The 18,119-nt window shown below is 50.7% G+C and carries 21 protein-coding genes and 1 riboswitch; of the genes, 4 read left to right on the forward strand and 17 right to left on the reverse strand.

Features of this window, described 5'->3' with window-relative positions:
- Positions 1-92: 92 nt before the first annotated feature.
- The 13 genes from ACEVJL_RS14445 to ACEVJL_RS14505 all read right to left on the reverse strand — a co-directional run bounded on the left by ACEVJL_RS14445 (position 93) and on the right by ACEVJL_RS14505 (position 13,299).
- On the reverse strand, positions 93-1,202 hold the full coding sequence (locus tag ACEVJL_RS14445) for an ABC transporter ATP-binding protein (protein WP_038259266.1): 1,110 nt from the start codon (positions 1,200-1,202) through the stop codon (positions 93-95).
- 6 nt (positions 1,203-1,208) lie between these two features.
- The gene (locus tag ACEVJL_RS14450; RefSeq protein WP_235396245.1) at positions 1,209-2,222 is read right to left on the reverse strand and encodes a FecCD family ABC transporter permease; all 1,014 of its coding nucleotides are present in this window, start codon (positions 2,220-2,222) and stop codon (positions 1,209-1,211) included.
- 9 nt (positions 2,223-2,231) lie between these two features.
- Positions 2,232-3,377, reverse strand: coding sequence for an ABC transporter substrate-binding protein (locus ACEVJL_RS14455; protein WP_002596137.1), 1,146 nt, complete (start codon positions 3,375-3,377; stop codon positions 2,232-2,234).
- A 1-nt stretch (position 3,378) separates the two neighbouring features.
- Entirely contained in the window at positions 3,379-3,924 is a 546-nt protein-coding gene (locus ACEVJL_RS14460) for a hypothetical protein (protein WP_302666156.1), read from the reverse strand.
- Between the two features lie 62 nt (positions 3,925-3,986).
- Positions 3,987-4,490, reverse strand: a complete 504-nt coding sequence (locus ACEVJL_RS14465) for a hypothetical protein (RefSeq protein WP_374738240.1) — start codon at positions 4,488-4,490, stop codon at positions 3,987-3,989.
- A gap of 15 nt (positions 4,491-4,505) precedes the next feature.
- The gene (locus ACEVJL_RS14470) at positions 4,506-5,711 is read right to left on the reverse strand and encodes a sirohydrochlorin cobaltochelatase (protein WP_374738241.1); all 1,206 of its coding nucleotides are present in this window, start codon (positions 5,709-5,711) and stop codon (positions 4,506-4,508) included.
- 176 nt (positions 5,712-5,887) lie between these two features.
- Positions 5,888-6,094: riboswitch (cobalamin riboswitch) on the reverse strand.
- Between the two features lie 96 nt (positions 6,095-6,190).
- On the reverse strand, positions 6,191-7,888 hold the full coding sequence (mobQ, locus tag ACEVJL_RS14475) for a MobQ family relaxase (RefSeq protein WP_374738242.1): 1,698 nt from the start codon (positions 7,886-7,888) through the stop codon (positions 6,191-6,193).
- A gap of 429 nt (positions 7,889-8,317) precedes the next feature.
- Positions 8,318-8,524 (reverse strand): hypothetical protein, encoded by a 207-nt coding sequence (locus ACEVJL_RS14480; RefSeq protein WP_002596142.1) that lies wholly within the window; start codon positions 8,522-8,524, stop codon positions 8,318-8,320.
- A 4-nt stretch (positions 8,525-8,528) separates the two neighbouring features.
- A complete protein-coding gene (locus tag ACEVJL_RS14485; protein ID WP_425475198.1) occupies positions 8,529-8,738 on the reverse strand; it encodes an LLM class flavin-dependent oxidoreductase in 210 nt (69 codons plus the stop codon).
- A gap of 392 nt (positions 8,739-9,130) precedes the next feature.
- Complete coding sequence (locus ACEVJL_RS14490) at positions 9,131-10,510, reverse strand: DNA primase family protein (protein WP_374738243.1); 1,380 nt, start codon at positions 10,508-10,510, stop codon at positions 9,131-9,133.
- Positions 10,488-11,108, reverse strand: coding sequence for a CHC2 zinc finger domain-containing protein (locus ACEVJL_RS14495; protein WP_374738244.1), 621 nt, complete (start codon positions 11,106-11,108; stop codon positions 10,488-10,490). The genes ACEVJL_RS14490 and ACEVJL_RS14495 overlap by 23 nt, the downstream gene beginning before the upstream one ends.
- 66 nt (positions 11,109-11,174) lie before the next feature.
- Positions 11,175-13,094, reverse strand: a complete 1,920-nt coding sequence (locus ACEVJL_RS14500) for a DUF4368 domain-containing protein (protein WP_374738245.1) — start codon at positions 13,092-13,094, stop codon at positions 11,175-11,177.
- A gap of 1 nt (position 13,095) precedes the next feature.
- Positions 13,096-13,299, reverse strand: a complete 204-nt coding sequence (locus tag ACEVJL_RS14505) for a transposon-encoded TnpW family protein (protein ID WP_002595096.1) — start codon at positions 13,297-13,299, stop codon at positions 13,096-13,098.
- 262 nt (positions 13,300-13,561) lie between these two features.
- On the opposite strand from ACEVJL_RS14505, the gene ACEVJL_RS14510 reads away from it, so the two are divergent.
- From ACEVJL_RS14510 to ACEVJL_RS14520, 3 genes are read left to right on the forward strand one after another with little or no spacing between them, the layout of a single operon-like run.
- Complete coding sequence (locus tag ACEVJL_RS14510) at positions 13,562-14,398, forward strand: sigma-70 family RNA polymerase sigma factor (protein WP_374738246.1); 837 nt, start codon at positions 13,562-13,564, stop codon at positions 14,396-14,398.
- Positions 14,399-14,429: 31 nt separating this feature from the next.
- Positions 14,430-15,350 carry a recombination protein NinG gene (locus ACEVJL_RS14515; protein ID WP_374738247.1) on the forward strand — a complete coding sequence of 307 codons (921 nt, stop codon included), beginning with the start codon at positions 14,430-14,432 and terminating at the stop codon, positions 15,348-15,350.
- On the forward strand, positions 15,347-16,375 hold the full coding sequence (locus tag ACEVJL_RS14520) for a virulence RhuM family protein (RefSeq protein WP_071432522.1): 1,029 nt from the start codon (positions 15,347-15,349) through the stop codon (positions 16,373-16,375). The genes ACEVJL_RS14515 and ACEVJL_RS14520 overlap by 4 nt, the downstream gene beginning before the upstream one ends.
- Positions 16,376-16,441: 66 nt before the next feature.
- On the opposite strand, the gene ACEVJL_RS14525 is transcribed toward ACEVJL_RS14520, so the two are convergent.
- From ACEVJL_RS14525 to ACEVJL_RS14540, 4 genes are all read right to left on the reverse strand, one after another.
- Positions 16,442-16,717 carry a DUF6809 family protein gene (locus tag ACEVJL_RS14525; protein ID WP_087171132.1) on the reverse strand — a complete coding sequence of 92 codons (276 nt, stop codon included), beginning with the start codon at positions 16,715-16,717 and terminating at the stop codon, positions 16,442-16,444.
- A gap of 13 nt (positions 16,718-16,730) precedes the next feature.
- Positions 16,731-17,081 carry a TnpV protein gene (locus tag ACEVJL_RS14530; protein WP_178780107.1) on the reverse strand — a complete coding sequence of 117 codons (351 nt, stop codon included), beginning with the start codon at positions 17,079-17,081 and terminating at the stop codon, positions 16,731-16,733.
- 103 nt (positions 17,082-17,184) lie between these two features.
- The gene (locus tag ACEVJL_RS14535; RefSeq protein WP_374738248.1) at positions 17,185-17,340 is read right to left on the reverse strand and encodes a hypothetical protein; all 156 of its coding nucleotides are present in this window, start codon (positions 17,338-17,340) and stop codon (positions 17,185-17,187) included.
- 98 nt (positions 17,341-17,438) lie between these two features.
- Positions 17,439-17,618, reverse strand: a complete 180-nt coding sequence (locus ACEVJL_RS14540) for a hypothetical protein (RefSeq protein ID WP_087348854.1) — start codon at positions 17,616-17,618, stop codon at positions 17,439-17,441.
- Positions 17,619-17,796: 178 nt separating this feature from the next.
- Between ACEVJL_RS14540 and ACEVJL_RS14545 the strand changes: the two genes are divergently transcribed.
- On the forward strand, positions 17,797-18,119 hold a 323-nt coding region (locus ACEVJL_RS14545), incomplete at its 3' end, for a DDE-type integrase/transposase/recombinase (protein ID WP_374738251.1).

Raw genomic sequence — 18,119 nt, forward strand, 5'->3', positions numbered from 1 at the left:
CATTCATCCCCGTGGAAACAACACATAACCGGTTTTCCACGGGGTATTTTTCGTAAATTTCACAATCTTTACCTTTCTGCCAATCCATCAATCTATGGATACGTTATCAGTTTGCCCTTTATCTTTGCATACTCTGCTAAATTGCTTAGAGCTTTCGCAAAACCGACCATATCTGATTCTTTTAATGTACAAATAACGGATTCACATTCATTGATCCATTTCTTTGTCTGCTTTATTTGCTCATCTGAAATATAATGAAAGGCAGGTACAGAAATTACTTCTGCCGCCAATGATTTAGCCGAAGCAAAGTCTATATCGTTTTCCCACAGGATTCCCGTTGCAAACGCTTTTCTTTCACGCTGCAATCTGCGAAATATGCTGGTTCCGGTGCCATTTCCTGCAATGACAAAAATCTCAGGTTTCTCCTGCACCGATGGCAGTTCCAAATCGCCGGTCAGTTCATCATAAGAGCCGGTTGTCATCTGATAAAGCTGAGGAATATATCCTTGGGTAAAGATTTCTTCGGGCGTCCCAAACCGGTCGATTCGATCCCCCTGTACGCAAGCAATCTTGTCCGAGATACGCCCGGCAAGGTCAAGTTCATGCAGCGACATAAGCACTGTCAGATTCCGCTTTCTGGACATCTCCTGCAAAATAGATAAGAACTCCAGTTTGTAACGGATATCCAGGAAAGAAGTCGGTTCATCCAAAACGATCACATCAGGCTGCTGGCATAGTGCTCTTGCCAGCATAACCCGCTGCTTTTGCCCGTCACTGATTTTATTGAAATCTCGGTTGGCCAGCTCCGTTATGCGCACCAGCTCCATGGATTCACGCACGATCTTCCAATCTTCTTGGGATAGAATGCCGAATTTCCCCGTATAAGGATATCGGCCAGTTGCCACAACATCTTCGCAATTCATCATCTCAGGATTTACCCGTTCGGTCAATACAACGGACAGCCTTTGCGCCATTTCTTTGCCCGGCATTTTCTCCGCCTGTTGTCCATCTAACCATACAACGCCACACACGGGTGGCAACTGCTGGATAATACTGCGCAAAATAGTTGTTTTTCCTGCACCGTTTGGTCCTATCAATGTAACAATTTCGCCTTTATTTATTTCAAGCTGAATATTGCGGATGAGCGGTATACCATTATAACCAACAGTTAAATCTTTTGTATATAGATAGCCATGATTCATTCCCGATTACCCCATCTTTTCTCTTTTCCGGCGTAGCATAATGTAGATAACCACCGGAGCGCCCAAAATTGCAGTTACCGTGCTGATCGACAACTCGGTGGGAGTAAATACTGTTCTTGCCAGCAAATCGCAGAACAGGCAGAATGACGCACCTCCTAAGAAGCAAGCTGGAATCATTAAAATCGGCTGTGTTGTACCAAACAAGCCTTTGACAAGGTGAGGAACGGCGATTCCGACGAAGGATACCGGTCCAGCAAATGCAGTTACACAGGCCGAAAGGATACTGGACAGGATCACCAGCACAATACGGAAACGTGATACATTAAGCCCCATATTCTGCGCATAGGCTTCACCCATCTGATAGGCGCTAATTGGTTTGGATAACAGAAACACAAAAAACATCGTAATAAGCACTACGATTGCCATAACTTTTACATTGTCCCAGTTAATCCCCGAAAAGCTGCCCAGAGACCAATTGTGCAGATTTACAATATCCGCATCATCCGCAAATGTAACAACAAAGTCAGTCACAGCAGAACAGATATAGCCGATCATGACGCCGCTGACAATGAGCATTGCCATCTGATTGATGACTTTGGACATTAGAATAACAAAACCCATGCATAACATGGAACCGGCAAAGGCCGCAAGAATCATCAGCCATGAACCGAGCTGTACTGAAAATTGCAGGGACGCTACCATCACCAATGCGACAATCAGCTTTGCACCGGATGAAACGCCCAGCGTAAACGGGGTTGCGATTGGATTGTGGAAAAAGGTTTGCAGCAGATATCCGGATAATGCGAGGGCACCTCCCAAAATCACCGCTGCAAATGCTCTTGGCGCTCGGACCTGCGTAACAATTTCTGTGTAGGTTTCATCCGTTCCGATTCCTTGAAGGATTTTAGGAATCTCAGAAAATGGAATATTAACGCTTCCGATACATAGGTTCATGACCAGAAACAAAAGCAGAAGCACAAATAAAACAACAAATGCAGCAAAATATCGTTTTTTCTTCATCTGTTTGTATCACTCCAACTTGTAAATATAGGTAAGGCTCTGATCATCTCCTTGCAGCATGTTATGGATATCTGCGATGATGGTGCCAAGTTCCATAGTGGACTGGTAAATGTTCTGGGTTGTACAATAAACATTTCCATTCTGCACAGCCTTGAAGTTCTCTAAAAGCTGACTTTTCGTTAATAATTCATCCCGAGATTTGAGTTCCCCGTCTACTGTGCTGTTATAGATGATATAATCGGCATCCTTTGCCTGTGCATAAAAAGCTTCCATCTCCATGCTCATGGTGGAAGATTTACTTTCATCATCGGGATCTTGTTCCAAAATATAGGTTCCACCAGCCATTTCAATCATTTTCGCCAGATAATCGGACGGTCTGCGTACGTTAGCCTCGCCATTGGTTGTGATATAAAAAAATGCAACTGTTTTTCCGGTAGGCTGTGCTCCGCTGACAGACTCAAACGCCTGTTTTTCTGCATTGAACGCTGACTCAGCAGCTTCCTGCTGTCCGGTCAGCAATCCATAGAGTTTTACCCATTCTGTTCTGCCGAGAGGGTGAGACTCATAACTGGAATAATCCACCAAAACCGGGATTCCAAACTTCTCCAGCTGTTCCTTCACTTCGGGCGTATGAAAAATCATAGTGTTCTCAATCGCCAAGCTGCAATTCTCATCAATGAGGTGCTCATAATCCGGAGCGGAATATTTGCCAGCATATAGAATATTTCCAGATTCCATTGCCGCACGCACTGGTTCAATATACCAGCCATCGCTTTTCAGCGCACTGAAACGGATCGTATCCAACGCATCCATCGAAACAAACATATCCATCACAGCCGAGGCAACTAAATAAATGTTTTGGATCGGTTGGTGCAGCTGCACAATGTTTTCATCCAAACCGGATGGCTCTGGTTTTCCCTCTGGGATTACCAGATACTGCGTACCATTGGAGATGGTAATAAGCGCATATCCATCATTGTAATAGTCCACTGCAAATTCCTCAGCATAATCGAGAGGCATACTGTGATCGAAGGTTAAATCCGGACTGATATCAGTATTACGTGTTTCCAGCAAATCAGCTTCAGAAGGTGAACCGCAGGAGGATACAGTAAATATGAGGATAAAACACAATAAAACTACTGCCATTTTTCTCATTTTATTTGCTCCTCCGTTTCTTATGAATCCCAAAAAAGGAGATAATTACGACTATGGCAATTACAATTACCGTTCCTGCAACCATAGCCATCATTTCAAAAGATGTGTCTTGTTTTATGGTGTCTTGGAGGAAGGTTAATGTATATTCGATTTCATGTGGTGTGCTCATTGCTGTGGTATTCGCAACGACCGCTATTGGCATATCAAAATCTATAATCGGAAGTTCAAAAGTGGAATTTCCAGCCTCCTGGAGTGGTTTAAAAGTTTTATTTTCTACCTTCATGTAGTCATAGTTCGGGCTGCTCCATTCAATCTGAACATAACCCTTTCCACCCCGTACAGTCATAATTGCCGGAGATGTAATAGTCGCCCGTCCGCTTCCACCCTCCAGTATGACTTCTATGGAATATTCACCATCCTCCAGATCAACCGTTGCTGCTTCCGCAGATGCTGAAGCAGGAAATACCATAATGGATGTGATACACATCACCATCAATAGCCCAAGACAAAATTTTTTCACCAGATAGGGAAATATGCTTCTCCTCATATTCGTCCTCCTCTCCAGATACAAATCTGTCCCTGCCGTTAAGAGCAGGGACAGAGCATGGTTTATTCAAGTTTTTCTGGGTTCGATACAATTACCTCATGATCGTACCACTTTCCCTTTGTACCGATTAGCGCAAGGTTAAACGGCTCGTCCAGAACCGGAACTGGAACATCAAAACCGTTGACCTCTTCGCTTATTCCATCCTCATAAGTTACAGTATCCACAGTAGGCTGCAAAAGTTCTGCCCCATCTTTCTGGGCATCCTCTGCGGTGCCTGGGAAAAGATTGACAATATTCTGAGAGGTAAGCGAAATGTGAATGGTCATTTTACCGTCCTGAACCGTCAGCTTTCCTTTACCATCGCATGTCTCGTTGACACGGAACATGCTGCTGTCCGTTTCAAAATCAGCAGAATAGATGCCATCTTCCAGAGTTGTTTGTTGTTCCAGCGAAACAGCTGGAGGGCTGGAGCCGTCCTGAGCAGATGTATCCGTCTGATTGCTGCATCCAACGGCGAAAACAGCGACCAAAGCAGCCATACACAGGAGTATCGTTCTTTTTTTCATGCTCGATCTGTTCCTTTATTGATTGATTACAGCACCAGTATGTGCAACATATAGCTCCTGAATGGCTGGAATCTGACCGAGGCCTGCAATCTGAGTATCAACGCTCTCAAAAGCGCCGGATGCGTTGAACATACTCTTCCAGGAATCAGCATCATCGCCTGCCATATCATTGTTTGCATGGTCACCTGCAACGACCATCAGAGGACGAAGGATGACTTTCTTATAACCAGCTTCTTTGATGCTTTCAATAACAGCTTCGCAGGCGGTTTCTTCCGGTTCACCCTCAACGGTACCGATAAATACATTGTTGTATCCCAGAGCCTCCATCTGAGCCTGCATCTGGCTGTAAGATACCTTTGCTGTGTGGGAAGTACCGTGACCCATAAATACGAATGCAACGCCGTCTGCCTTTGCTTCATCCAGAGTCTGGTATCCAGCTGTCTTAACCGCTTCTGCGGTAACAGCCTCTGCAACAGCTTTTTTATCTTCATTGATGACAGTTGCATCGGTACCGACATCGCCCAGAAGAGGAGCAGCGATCTGAACCGATTCAAATTTATCCTGATAAGCTCCTACGGTTTCTGCCAGCTCATCATACTCAGCACCATACATCAGATGGGTAGGCTGAATCACCAGATTCTTAACACCATTTTCTACCGCACGGTCAAGTGCCTGCTGGACGTTATCGATCTTTTCTCCGTCACGAGCCTGCACATGATTGATAATGATCTGGGCGGTAAATGCTCTTCTGACCGACCAGTCCGGATAGGCTTCCTGCAAAGCGTCCTCAATGCTCTTGATATCAGCAACACGGCTGTCATTAAAAGAGGTTCCGAAGCTGACTACGAGCAGTTCATTTTCGCCGATTTCATCACCGTTGAGGGGATCATCTTTAGAAGCATCACCAGTATCCCGTCCAAAATAGTCTGGATCTGCAAATTCGCCGGAAACCAATTCCTTTTGGGCATCCGTCAGGGCATCCCAGGCAGCCTTTGCGGCCTCACATTGTTCATCCGTGTTTTCGTTTCGTTCTTGCACATAGATTGCGTCAATCAGCTTGGCCACCTCATCAGCAGCAGCTTGATCGTCAGAGACTGGATTGGTAGAAGACACCTCGCCTAAGTTGTCTGATGTCTCACTTTCCTGAGAACCGCAGGCAGCAAGAGATGTTGCAATGCACATCGCAAGCAGGAGTGCTACAAATTTTTTCATGTTCTTCATTTTACTTTCCTCCATTGATTTATATCTTTTTGTGGTTTAAGCCACGAAAAAGCAATAGTAAAGTAAAATGGAGAAAAGTATGCTAAAGATATGCAAAAAAAGCAGCAGTCATACATGACTGCTGCTGCCGTTTTTTCGCAACAAAATAGCCCATTTCTCCATAACTCGAGAGCAAATAGACTTTAACAACCTGAGCAGGTCTCCTGACTTGCGTATCATAAGCCTTCCGCACAGCCTTCTCAGGATTAACTCCCAATGACCGACTTTCGTCATGTGCGGTGCCTCCGCGCATACAGTGGCGGTACCGTTCCGGATTCCAACCGGATTCACTATTCTCCATCAACACTATACGAAATTGATGGCACTCAGATATCATATTTACTTAGGATAAAAGTATCATAGTAATGCATATTTGTCAAGCAACTAACAGACGATAAAAATTCTTATTAGTAAAACTTCAATATATTTTATAACATCAATTAGCGCTCTTGTTCCTTGCGCTTTCCCTTGTTGGAAATCTGCTGCTCCTTCTGCACCTGCCGCACCATCCTCCGCACAGCCTGCCGCTCCATATCCTCATGCAGCATCCGGGAAACCGTCTTTTTGCTGTCAAACATCAGAAGCGGGCTGTATTTCTCACCGTAAACCTGCTGTGCCCGGTTCTCCGCTTCCTGCTCCTTGTCGGGGCGGATGGCCTGTCTTGCTTCATACAGCTGCACTGGGTCGAAGCCCTGGGCCTGCTCCCGAAGCCCGGCATACTCGTTCAGGGCAGCGTCCAACTCGGCGGAATATTTCTGTTCCTGTTCTTCCAGCCGTTTCAGGCTCTGCTCCATGGTGGCGATGTCTTTAGGGAATTGTTCGGCAGCATCTTCCTCGGTATATGCCAGCGACGCCAGAAGCAGATTTTTCTCCGAACGCAGTTCCTCCAAATCCTCTGTCAGCGCCGCAATCTTTGCCGCCAGTTCCCGGTGCCGGAACACATGGACCGCAGAGAGCGCCTTTTTCTCGGACAGCAGGCTGCGGCGCTCTTTTGTCTTATCCCGAATGTCCTTTGCCAGCTGATGGTACTGTGTGAGGGCAGGGCGCAGCGTATTCAGCGAAGCATTCAGGCGTTCCTTGCCCTTGCGGAGATACCCCAGCTGATAGCAGAATAGCAGCAGATTTTTTCGCAGATTTTCCATGGCCTCGGCAAGTGCCGGGATGGTATTTTTAACTGCCTGCGCCAGCTTTTTGACCTGTCCCCTCAGCTCCCGGAGCAGGGCATTGTCGGCCTTGATCTGCCGGTTCAGCTCGCACCGGTCAGAGATGATACCCTTTTTTTCCATGGCTCTGGCAACCACACCCTCATGGACCGTGGGCCGCTCCAGCAGACCACGCTCGGCATGGCTGCGGTGGTAGATGCGTTCCTCATGTCCGGTGCGCTCCAGATGGCGGTTTGCCACATCTGCCCATGCAGCCCGCCACAGAACAAGTTGCTCATCGCTGTTCCAGCGTTCCGTGATGGGATTCTGTCTGCCATATTTGGTACTTTTGGGATACTTGGATACCCGTTCATAATCCTGGGCCTGCGCTGCGGACGGGGTCATATACACCTTCTTTTTGCCCACCTTGTACTGATACTGCTTCTCCCATCCGTCGGCCTGTGCCTGTTTGAACTCAGCGGCAGTAAAGCCCCGTTCCTCGCCGTCTTTGATGCAGAGATATTCTTTCTCAGTCTTGTACTGCCATTTTCCCTTTTCATCCAGTGGGCGCACCGTCAGCAGGATATGGGCATGGGGATTGTGTCCGGGAGGATATGGGTCATGGATGGCAGCATCAGCGCACATCCCGTCTGCCACGAACTGCTCCTTGATGAAATCTTGCAGGAGCTGGATTTGTTCCTCTCGGCTCAGTTCTATGGGCAACGCCGCCACAAATTCACGGGCGAGGCGGCTATCCTTTGCGGTTTCGGTTTCCTCCACGGCGTTCCACAGGTTTTCCCGATCCTGCCACTCTGCGGGGGCGGTGGCTGGCAGAAAAACCTGCCGCCACCCAAGGCCCTGTTTGCGGGTGTAGTCGTGCTGCACCCCGTCATACTCGTTGAGCATCCGGGAACAGCTCAGATAGGCCGCAGCAGCTACGACGGAGCGTCCGGCTCCACGGCTGACTATCTTAGCCTCCAAATGATAAATCGCCATAAATCACCTTGTCCTTTCTGAAAGGGGTGCCCCGAAACAGGGCACCCTTGTTTTCGCTCAGTGCGTCGTGAAATACGACGCACCACCAGCAGGGGCGGAACGATTCGTTCCACCCCTGTATCTGTGTCAAGCTGCCGGTGGCAGGTTGACGCAGGCAGGCGGCGGGATGGGGTGGCAATATACCACCCCATGAACAGGGGCTTCCAAAACGGAAACCCCTGCGTCGACTGCATGGGCAAGGCTGGCAGTTTGGCAGAAATGCAGCCTTGTCCAGCGGCTCCCGCAGGAGTCGCAATCCCCCTCGGAGAGCGCACGTGCCCGACCAACGGGAGGGCTACCACCGCCTGCTTTAGCAGGTGGTGAGTAAGTGCGCCCTTCGGGATAAAAAAGAGGAAGGCCCCCGGTTTCCCGGAGACCTCCCAGCAGTTTTCAATCGTGTCCTGCCAGCTTTCGCCGCAGGTACTCTTCCAGATTATCAAGCCCTACCGCCTGTACTTCCGGCAGCACTTTTTCCAGTACAGCGCCCTCCTGAATGAGCCGCCTTGTCCGGGCTTTTCGCTCCTTCACCCGGTCCCGTGCCTGGGCTTCCTCCAAGCGGTGCTTTGCCTGCAACAGTTTCTTTTCTTCACTTGTCATGGGATTACCTCCGCTTCTGCCAGATCAGGTCATAGCCCAGCACATCGGCCAGTTCCACAACCTCCTTGTAGCGGATGGATTCCCGCTGGAGCTTGGCCGACAGGTTGGAAACGCTGTCCGACCAGTCGTATTCCTCATGGAGCCGGTCAACTACCTCCTGCATGGTGTATCCCGCCCGGACGATCTGTGCCTTAATCTCATTGCGTACCGTCATCATCAAAAATCCTCCTAAATTTTCTTGATAAAAAAGCGAAGTCGGCACGCCTTCTGGCATAACCGCTTCGCTGTGTGGTGAAAAATCTCCTTGTCACCAAATCCGTTCAGAATTGCCGGTGTGATGTCCTGCCCATAGGTCGCACCTTCCGACTTTTCCGTTACGTGTGACTCGGCTTGAAACCGTGCATTTCCCCATGATTCCATGCACCCGGTTCACCGGGGCGAGAAGCACGGTTTCGCAAAATGATTTCTTCCAATAGGCAAATACTTTTCGATTTCCACTTGCCTTGATTTAACATGGGATTTGACCGGTGATTCTGACTGACATAGCCGCTGAATTGCTATAAAAGGGAGAACAACGGTCAATCAAAGCGTACGTACGTACATGGCTCAGCGCCGCCACTCCTCCGGCACATCTTCCGGTACGTACGTACGCATCGAATCACCGGAAAACACTGATATATGATTTCTCACCAGTACCTCAATCCCCAGAAAGCCACGCACCCGCCGCCCGGCTGCATTGGTCACATTGTTGCAGTATTCCAGATTGTAGCGGCTCTGGCAGGCAATCAGGGCTTCGCTGAAGCTGCGTGGCTTCAGGGCAGGCAGGTTGTTTTCGGTGCAGTAAATCTGGTATGCCTCGTACAGTTCTTTGGAGCTGGCAGATAGATCCGCTTTCAGGCGAACATACCCGTCAGAATCCAGAAAATCATAGACATTGTTGTTGTCCCGTTTGACTGCTTCCCGGTTGTCTTTGGTGCGCTGGCTCTCGGTGAACTTGAAGTTGTTTGCGGCCAGCCGCTGCAATCCCTCAAAAGCCCACAGCAGAATGCCCTCCACCTCGGCTTTCATCTTCTCGGCAAGGTCAGGATCATCCACACGGCCAGCCGGTTTTTCTTTCGTGGTTAGCACCAGCTGGCGGCGATAAAATCCGTCGCTCCGGTCAAACAGCGCCTGCAAATCTCCGTTGGAGAAGGCCAGCAGCCGGGCGCACATCCATCCCTGATAGCTCTGCTTGCCCTTGCGCTCCAGATCCATTTTGCCCTGGGCGGTGACGATGGATTTTACATAGTTGGTCTGGCGCAGGGCCTCCATTCGCATATCGTCATCCACGCACAGGAGGATATGTTCCAAATCGGCACGGGCAAACCGGTTCTCGGATATTTTCCCGATGCTGCCATCCTTCATGTTGGAACCGAACAAAGTTCCCAGCACAGCGCCGATCTGCGACTTGCCCTCGCCGCCGCTGCCTTTAATAACCATCATCCGCTGTCCCTTGTTGCTGGGAATCAGGCAGTAGCCGATATATTCCTGCAAGGTGGGGATGTCCTCCGGGTAGAGCAGGCCATCCAGAAATTGCAGCCAGAGAACAGGTTTCGGGGCGTTGGGCTTGTAGGACACGGGGAAGCGGTTGCGGACGATTTTCGGCTTTCCCTCCACAAAGGTTCCGTCCAGAAAAAGAGTCCCGTTGGAAAGATGAATCCGATCCGGCTCCGGGGGGAAATCCTCCACCAACGCCGCCAGCTTCATCAGCTCCACAATGTTGCTGATTTTGCGGGGAATGTTGCTGACCGCACAGCATTTCAGCTCCTCAAAAATTTCTCCCCGCAGGGGCAGTTCATCGGTCACACGGCCTTCGGGCGTGAAAAAAGCCCCGTTTGTGAAGATGATCTTGTGCGTCTGCAAGAACTCCTCACAAAACAGGGCTTCGTTGATGCTTTTGCCATCGAACCAGACGGGCATCCCGTCAAGCTGCGCTTTGTTTTTCATGGGCGTCGTCCTCCTTTTTCAGCCTGTCCAGCCGTTCCTCCAAACCGGCGATCAGGCCATCCTTGTTCAGCATTTCTACGATTTTTACCCGCTGTTCCAGCTCGGCGGCAATCAGCAAATCCGCCAGATACTCAACATAGTCCAGCATCTGGCAGGCTTCCACAAACCGGTCATCTAAACTGTCATCTGGATTGGCTGGGGCATAGTTCTGTTTCCAACCTTCCAGAAGATGCAGATAATCGCACAATACCCGCAGACAGCGCACTTCCTCCTGCCGGTATGCTTTCAGCAGAGGACGCTCCGGTTTGGGCAGGGCAGCTGCCGCAGGGGGCTTGTCCGGGCCAATCCCAAAATCCTGTGCCAGCTTCTGCACTGCTTCGTAACTGCTCAGGTCAAATAACCTCGCCACAAGGTCGATCACATCGCCGGTGGCTCCGCAGCCGAAGCAGTAAAAATACCGTTCGTTCAGCTTCATGCTGGGGTGCCGGTCCTCATGGAACGGACAGCTGCACATCCCGTTTCGGCTGACTTGCAGCCCATAGTGTTCCGCCGCATCCGGCACACAAATATTCTGTTTTACCAGTTCAAAGAGTGTCATAAAAATCCCTCCGTTTCAGGGCATAAAAATGCGGCCTGCCCGGTTTATTTGGGCAGGCCACAGTCCTTATGCAGTTTGTGATGTTTCCGTTTCTTTGGCTTTCCGCTTCTCCTGCCGGTAGAACTTCTCCCGACAGGCGGGTTTGCAGAATTTAGCGTTGGGGCGGACAGACTGGAACGGCTCTCCGCAGCACTGGCACACCAGCTGGTACGGTTCGCCCGGAACGATCAACCCCTCGGCAATCTTCTGTTTGCGATCCTTCTGGCGCAGATATTTTTCATGGTCACGGATGCGCTTCTGGCGGCGCTTTTCCTCCGCAGCCAGTTCTTCCTCGGTGGGTTCGGGCATGGGCACTTCAAATTTCCCGATAAAGTTCAGGTAAATCTCAATTTCCTGCACCCGTTCTCCGGTGCTTCTGTCCGGGGCATGGACTAAAATTTTCTCCACAAATTCATGGAGCATGGGGGCGGTCAACTCGGTGAAATCCGTATATTTCTGTGCCAGCGCCAGAAAGTGGCTGGCACGGTCCGTATCCTCGTGAAACTGATCCAGCTGTGCTTGCTCGGAGGCAAGCAGCTGTTCCAGCTCCGCCTGTTCCTTCTCATATTCAGCACACAGCAGTTCGAACCGTTTTTCCTCCAACTTGCCCATGGCATAGGTTTCATACAATTTTTTAATCAGCACATCCAGCTCGGCGCTGCGCCTGCGCTCCTTGGCGACCTTGCGTTTGAGCTCCTTGGCCGCTTCCTGCTGGCGAACCTGTGAAATGCTGCGAACCTTCTGAATAAATTCCTCCTTGTTCTGGATGGCATAGCTGGCGGTAGTGCGGATGGTTTCCAGAATCAGAGCATTCAGAGCCTTAGTGCTGACCGTGTGGGAAAAACACATCTGGGTTTCCCGCTCAAAGGTCAGGGTGTAGGTGGAGCAGTTATAAAAGTCGGTTCCATACTCCCGCCCGTCCTTTTTGCGTTTGCCCCGGTGGTTATACATCTTGGCTCCGCAGTCGGCACAGAACACAAGGCCGGTCAGGGGATTGGCAACGCCGGTGGTATCTGTCCGGCGCACCGTCCGTTTCACCTGCTGGGCCAGCTGCCAGGTTTCCGGGTCAACGATGGCCTCGTGGGTGTTCTCAAAAATCATCCAGTCGGACGGGTCATTTTTTACCCGCTTATCCCGGTAGGACTTTTTGGAGGAACGGAAATTCACGGTGTGCCCCATATACTCCGGCTTGGTCAGCATAGAACTGACCGTGAAGCCGTACCAGTCATAGGGGCGGCTGGTGTCCACGGTGTTCTTACGGCTGCCTCTGCCGTTGCGAGCCAGATAATAGGCGGGGCACTCCACCTTTTCCTGTGTGAGTATCTTGGCAATCTCATGGGGGCCGTGCCCCTCCACCGCAAGCCGGAAGATCCGCCGCACCACGGCGGCGGCTTCCTCGTCCACCAGCCAGTGGTCCTTGTCCTCTGGGTCTTTTTTGTAGCCATAGATGGCGTTGTTGGTGGTTGGCTTGCCCGCCTTGCCCTTGACACGGTATGCTGCCGAAACCTTTTTGGACTGGTCACGCAGATACCATTCGTTCATGATATTAAGAAAGGGGGCAAACTCGCCGCTGTCCTGTTCCTCGCTGTCAATGTTATTGGCGACAGCAACAAAATGAACCCCATTCTGCCGGAACATTACCTCGGTGTAAAAGCCGGTTTGCAGGTAGTTTCTGCCGATCCGACTTAGGTCCTTACACAGCAGGTGGGCCACCTTGCCCGCCTCGATGTCAGCCACAAGGCGCTTCCATGCGGGACGGTCAAAGTTGCCGCCGGACCACCCATCGTCTGTGTAGTGGACGATATTGGTGTAGCCCCGCTGTGCTGCATAGCTTTCGAGATAACGTTTCTGGTTCAGAATGGAGTTCGAGTCGCCCGTGAGGTCATCGTCACGGGACAGGCGCTCATAGAGCGCAGTGATTTTTTCTTCCGTCTGTCTGTTTGCCATATCAGGCGCTCCTTTCAGACGGACGGCTCATTTGTGGCAGTTCCATTATACCACATTCCGGCTGGTTTGCCAGCCCATCGTTGCGGATCAGCCGCAAAATTTTATCTTCCATCGTTTCCTCGGCGGTTTCGCTGAGGTAGACACGAACTTTATAAGTGGTCTTGCCAATGTGCCGGGTCAGAAACACGGCGTTTTTATCTGCCATAGAACCTCTCTTTCTTGCGCTTTCGGCGCATCCGGTGTATACTGTTGTTATAGTTCCGTTGTTTGTAACCTGCGATTGTGTTACTGCTTTTTTGTATCAAGCCTGAACATGGCGAAAGCCCCCTTTCTCCTGCGTGAACGAGCGAATGTAACCCAAGTAACTTGTTTTTAGATTACTCTTTCACTAATAGGAGAAATCCGGGGTGCAAAACGGAACCATTTTTGAAAAATCGCAAAATATTTTTTTGAAAAGAGGTGGGGTCATGGCGTATCTGTCTGATGACGAGCTTCTGGATACCGAGGGTGGCTTCACCGGATGGGACGCTGGGGCGGAAGAAACGCTGGAACAGGCGCTTGCGGAAGAACGTCTGGCCGAGCTGGAAAGTGAGCTGGAGCAGGACGAGCATCCCATCGACTATGAAGCAGAGCTGGAGGACGAGGAAGAGGAAGCTGCCCCGGTCAGCGATAAGCGGCTCAAACGGGAGATGCGGGCCGAGGCCATACGGCGGCTGGAGGAAGCAGCCCGCACCGAAAAGGATTTCCGAGCCGTGGTGGAGGAATGGAACAAGCTGGACCGGAACCGGGAGCGCCGGGAACGGGACCATGAAAACCTCCGTGGGGATGTGCCGCTGGAATATCAGGCGGTCCCGGAACCGAAGCTCATTCCCCGCTGGATGAACAACCCCGCATACCGGCAGCTGATGGCCGGGAACTTTCTGGACATCCTGTTTGACTGCCCCTATGAGATGCACAACCTGACCGCCGATCCCTTTATTTCCCGCATGGTGGAGGAACTGAGCGAGGAACACAAGGAGGTTTTGTATTTTCTCTCTTTGCGGCTGTACAGCACCACCCGGCTTGCCGCTGTGCGTGGGCAGTCTGACCGTAACATCCGCAAGCTGCGGAAAACCATCCACAAAAAATTGCAGCGCCAGATGTATGACCATCTGTGCGGCAAGCAGGAGCATGGTAGCAGCTTGACCTTGCGGGAACGCCAGTTTTTGGAGGAATACTCGAAAATTGCAAGGAAACAAGGCAAGGACGCCGTGATCCGGCGGGAGAATAAGACCAAGCGCAGAAAAAAGAAAAACCGCCCCTGATAATTGGGACGATTAAGGAGAAAGGGCGTGTATGATGAAAAATTTATTTGAACAGTCCCGTTCCCATTGGGTGCGGTACGATCATTACGAGCTGAAAACAGCGGAAGATGGCAAGCGGTATATCACCCCCGGCAAGAGCGCAAAGCCGGATGTCTACAATCCGCTGAAAGAGGTCCCCAACATTGTGCTGGATGCGCTGAATGTGGGGATGCTGATGATGGGACGCAAGCCGGAAGCAGAAGTGGAAAAGGCGATCATGGAGTTTATCACCCGGTACGGCCTGCTGGGGCTGATGACCGCCCTGCCCACCACGCCGTCCTTTATGGACTATGAGGCGGTATACCTGCCCAAAAACCACTTCATTAAGGAAGAATCCATGGCGACGGACCAATATCTGTCCCTGTTTTATCCTTTTGACCAGCTGGACTTGGTGAAGAAAGGCATAGAATCCACGTGGAATGTGTCCGGTGACCGGACGATGATTGCCCTGACCATGACCTTCATGGACGAGCCGATGGCGAAAAACATGAGTTTCCAGCGGGAATATGCGGAACCCTACGAGTGGGTTGCTCAACAGTTCAAGGACTGGGCCTTTACGCTGACCACCGCCTTTTTCTACTACAATGACTATGATTTCATGGGCGAGGACGAACGGGGGCTGCACCGCAAGGCTATGGCCGCATTTGGCGGGATTGCCCCCAGCTACCACATTGAGTTGCTGGATAAGCCCACCATTTACTGGGATTTTCACTCCCTGCTGTTGGGCATCCAGATGATGTTCAGCTTCATGTTGGTGGACAGTGACCAGCCCCTGCGCCTGTGCAAGCACTGCCAGAAGGTGTTTCTGGGCAGCCGGTCCAACGCCGCCTTTTGCAGCCCACGGTGCAAGAATCAGTACAATGTTTACAAGAGCCGGGGAAAGAACCGGACGGATAGAGGTGACGAGGAATGAGCGAGGAACAGGGACTGACCCCGTATGAAACCAGAGAAATCCTCTTTTACAAGACCGAAAATGGAGAAGTGCGGGTGGAAATCCTGCTCTTTCAGGAAAATCTCTGGCTGACACAGGCAAAAATGGCAGAGCTGTTTGAGGTACAGAAAGCAGCCATTTCCAAGCATCTGAAAAACATTTTTGAATCCGGCGAACTGAGCGAGGATTCAGTTGTTTCCAAAATGGAAACAACTGCGGCGGACGGAAAACGGTATCAGACCAACTATTATAATCTGGATGCCATTATCGCTGTGGGGTATCGTGTGAACTCCAAAAAGGCGACTATGTTCCGCATTTGGGCGAACCGGGTGCTAAAAGAGTTCATCATCAAAGGTTATGTGATGGATGACGCACGGCTGCGGGAGCCGGAGAACTTTTTCGGCAAGGATTATTTCGAGGAACAGCTGGAGCGTATCCGGGACATCCGGGCCAGCGAGAGAAGATTTTACCAAAAAATCACGGACATTTATTCCCAGTGCAGCGCCGACTACGATGTGGAAAGCCCCATCACAAAGGAGTTTTTCGCAACGGTGCAGAATAAGCTCCACTATGCGGTCACCCATCATACCGCCGCCGAGATCGTATATGGGCGTGCCGACAGCACCAAGCCCAACATGGGGCTGACCACATGGAAAAACGCCCCCAAAGGCCGCATCCGTAAATCGGATGTCACCGTCGCCAAAAACTATCTGAACGAAACGGAAATGCGAAACCTGAACGAGATCGTCACCATGTACCTGGACTATGCGGAGCGGCAGGCCCGCCGGGGAAATGTCATGTATATGGCCGATTGGGTCAAGCGACTTGACGCATTTTTACAGTTCAACGAGGAAGATATTCTGCATGATAAAGGCAAGGTGACTGCCGCCATTGCCAAAGCCTTTGCTGAGAAAGAGTTTGAAAAGTTCCGGGTATTGCAGGATCGGACCTATCAGAGCGACTTTGACAGACTGGTTGCGGAAACTTCGGATGATCTGACAGAATAACCATATATACAGAAAGCCCACGCCACCGGTTCTCTTTCCGGCTGCGTGGGCTTTTTCGGCCATCGCTTATTTCTTGTTTTGCAGCTGTTCATGGGCTTCCTGCTGGACGATCAGCCCAGCCGAAAAGCCATACTTGAAATGGCTCTCACTTTCCTCGCACTGAGCGATAGCGTTCTGCGCCCGGAGTTCTTCCACCAGAGCATAGTCCTCTTTGCTGAGTCGCTGGGATAACTGCTCCATCAACGCCGCACAGGTTTGGACTGCCTTGCGGTATTCCGGGGACGTGGGAACAACGGTTTCACAGGGATAAAACTCCCCGTTATACATGGCTTCCAAAATCATTGCGTTCCCTCCCTCAACAGTAGACCAGCTCCGCCAGGACGATTTCCTCGGCTCTGTTGTGGATGGAGTTCATGGAGCGCACCCATGCCATCTGGTCGGCAGCTTTCAGGGCTTCTGTGACGCCCTCTTGCTGCATCATGGCTTTTTCGATAATTTCCAGCCGCTCCCGGCAGGCGGTGTCGATTTCCTCCAAATGGGGAAACAGCTTTTCAGTGACAATAAGATCGGTATACAGAATGGGCCGGTGTTCTTTTAAGTAGGCACGGCGCAACCGGCCATATTTCCCGATATGGTACTCTTTGGTGTCCGATAACACAAGGTTGGGAATGAGATAGTCGCCGCATTTGGTGTAAGTCAGTTCCATACAAGGCTCCTTTCGTGGGAATGTGGTTGACAGTTACGGTAGGTTTGAGGGCATCCCTCCTTTATCATAACTGTCTTTTCATTCGCCACAAATGAGCCGCCAGTCATGATGTAATGTTTTTTGGTGTAATCCACCCTCTATACATTACATCATGGTTGCCGATGCTGTAACTCTCGCCCTCCAGGTTGTCATCGCGGGAAAGCCGCTCATAGAGGAACGCGGTCACATCACGGGATTTGCGGTTGTTCGACTGTCTCATTCAGTCCTCCTTCCTCCGGGACAGCCGAATAGCAAATATAACTTGTCTATGTTCATTATACCGCCATCCGCCGTCCCTGTCAGCCGGGTCCGGGAGATTTACTTTGCTTCGCTCTCGGACTTCATCAGCCGCAGAAGGATGCTGCCCAGGGTGTCCGGGCCATCTTGCCGAAAAACAGGTTCAACGACAAACGACCTATTGCCGAAGCGATAGGTCGTCTTTTCATCTAATGATTTATTGGATGTGCCGGTCTTGCCGGCAGCAGTTTTTTCTTGCATAGAATGACCCCCTTTCGCAAGAAAGATCAATACGAAAGAGGCAGAAAACGGACGGCTGCTGGCACAGCTCCACGGGAATTTCACCCCGGCCCATGCTGATGGGTGCGGCGCACGATGCTTTGCGGGCGTCCAATGCGCGAGTCTCATTATCTGTCAGTATCAGGACCAAAGCGGGGCCCTGCACAAAGTGGCTGTTTTTGTGATGATATTAGGATATTCCCGTACCAAGTACATTGAGTTTGTAAGCCGCTGTGACCTACGCAGCATGGAACGGTGTATGCTGAACGCATTTCTGTATTTCGGGGGTGTACCTAAGGAAGTTCTGACAGACAACATGAAGACAGTTGTTGCAGGGCGTGAGGCTGGCAAGGTGATTTGGAATACCCAATTCTCTGACTTTGCGGTAGAGATGGGCTTTCTGCCAAAGGTCTGTCAGGTCAGGAAGCCGCAGACTAAGGGGAAAGTAGAGCGCCTGGTCCGGTATGTGAAAGAGAACTTCTT

Source organism: Flintibacter porci (genome assembly GCF_041925195.1).
In the GTDB taxonomy this organism is placed as follows: domain Bacteria; phylum Bacillota; class Clostridia; order Oscillospirales; family Oscillospiraceae; genus Lawsonibacter; species Lawsonibacter porci.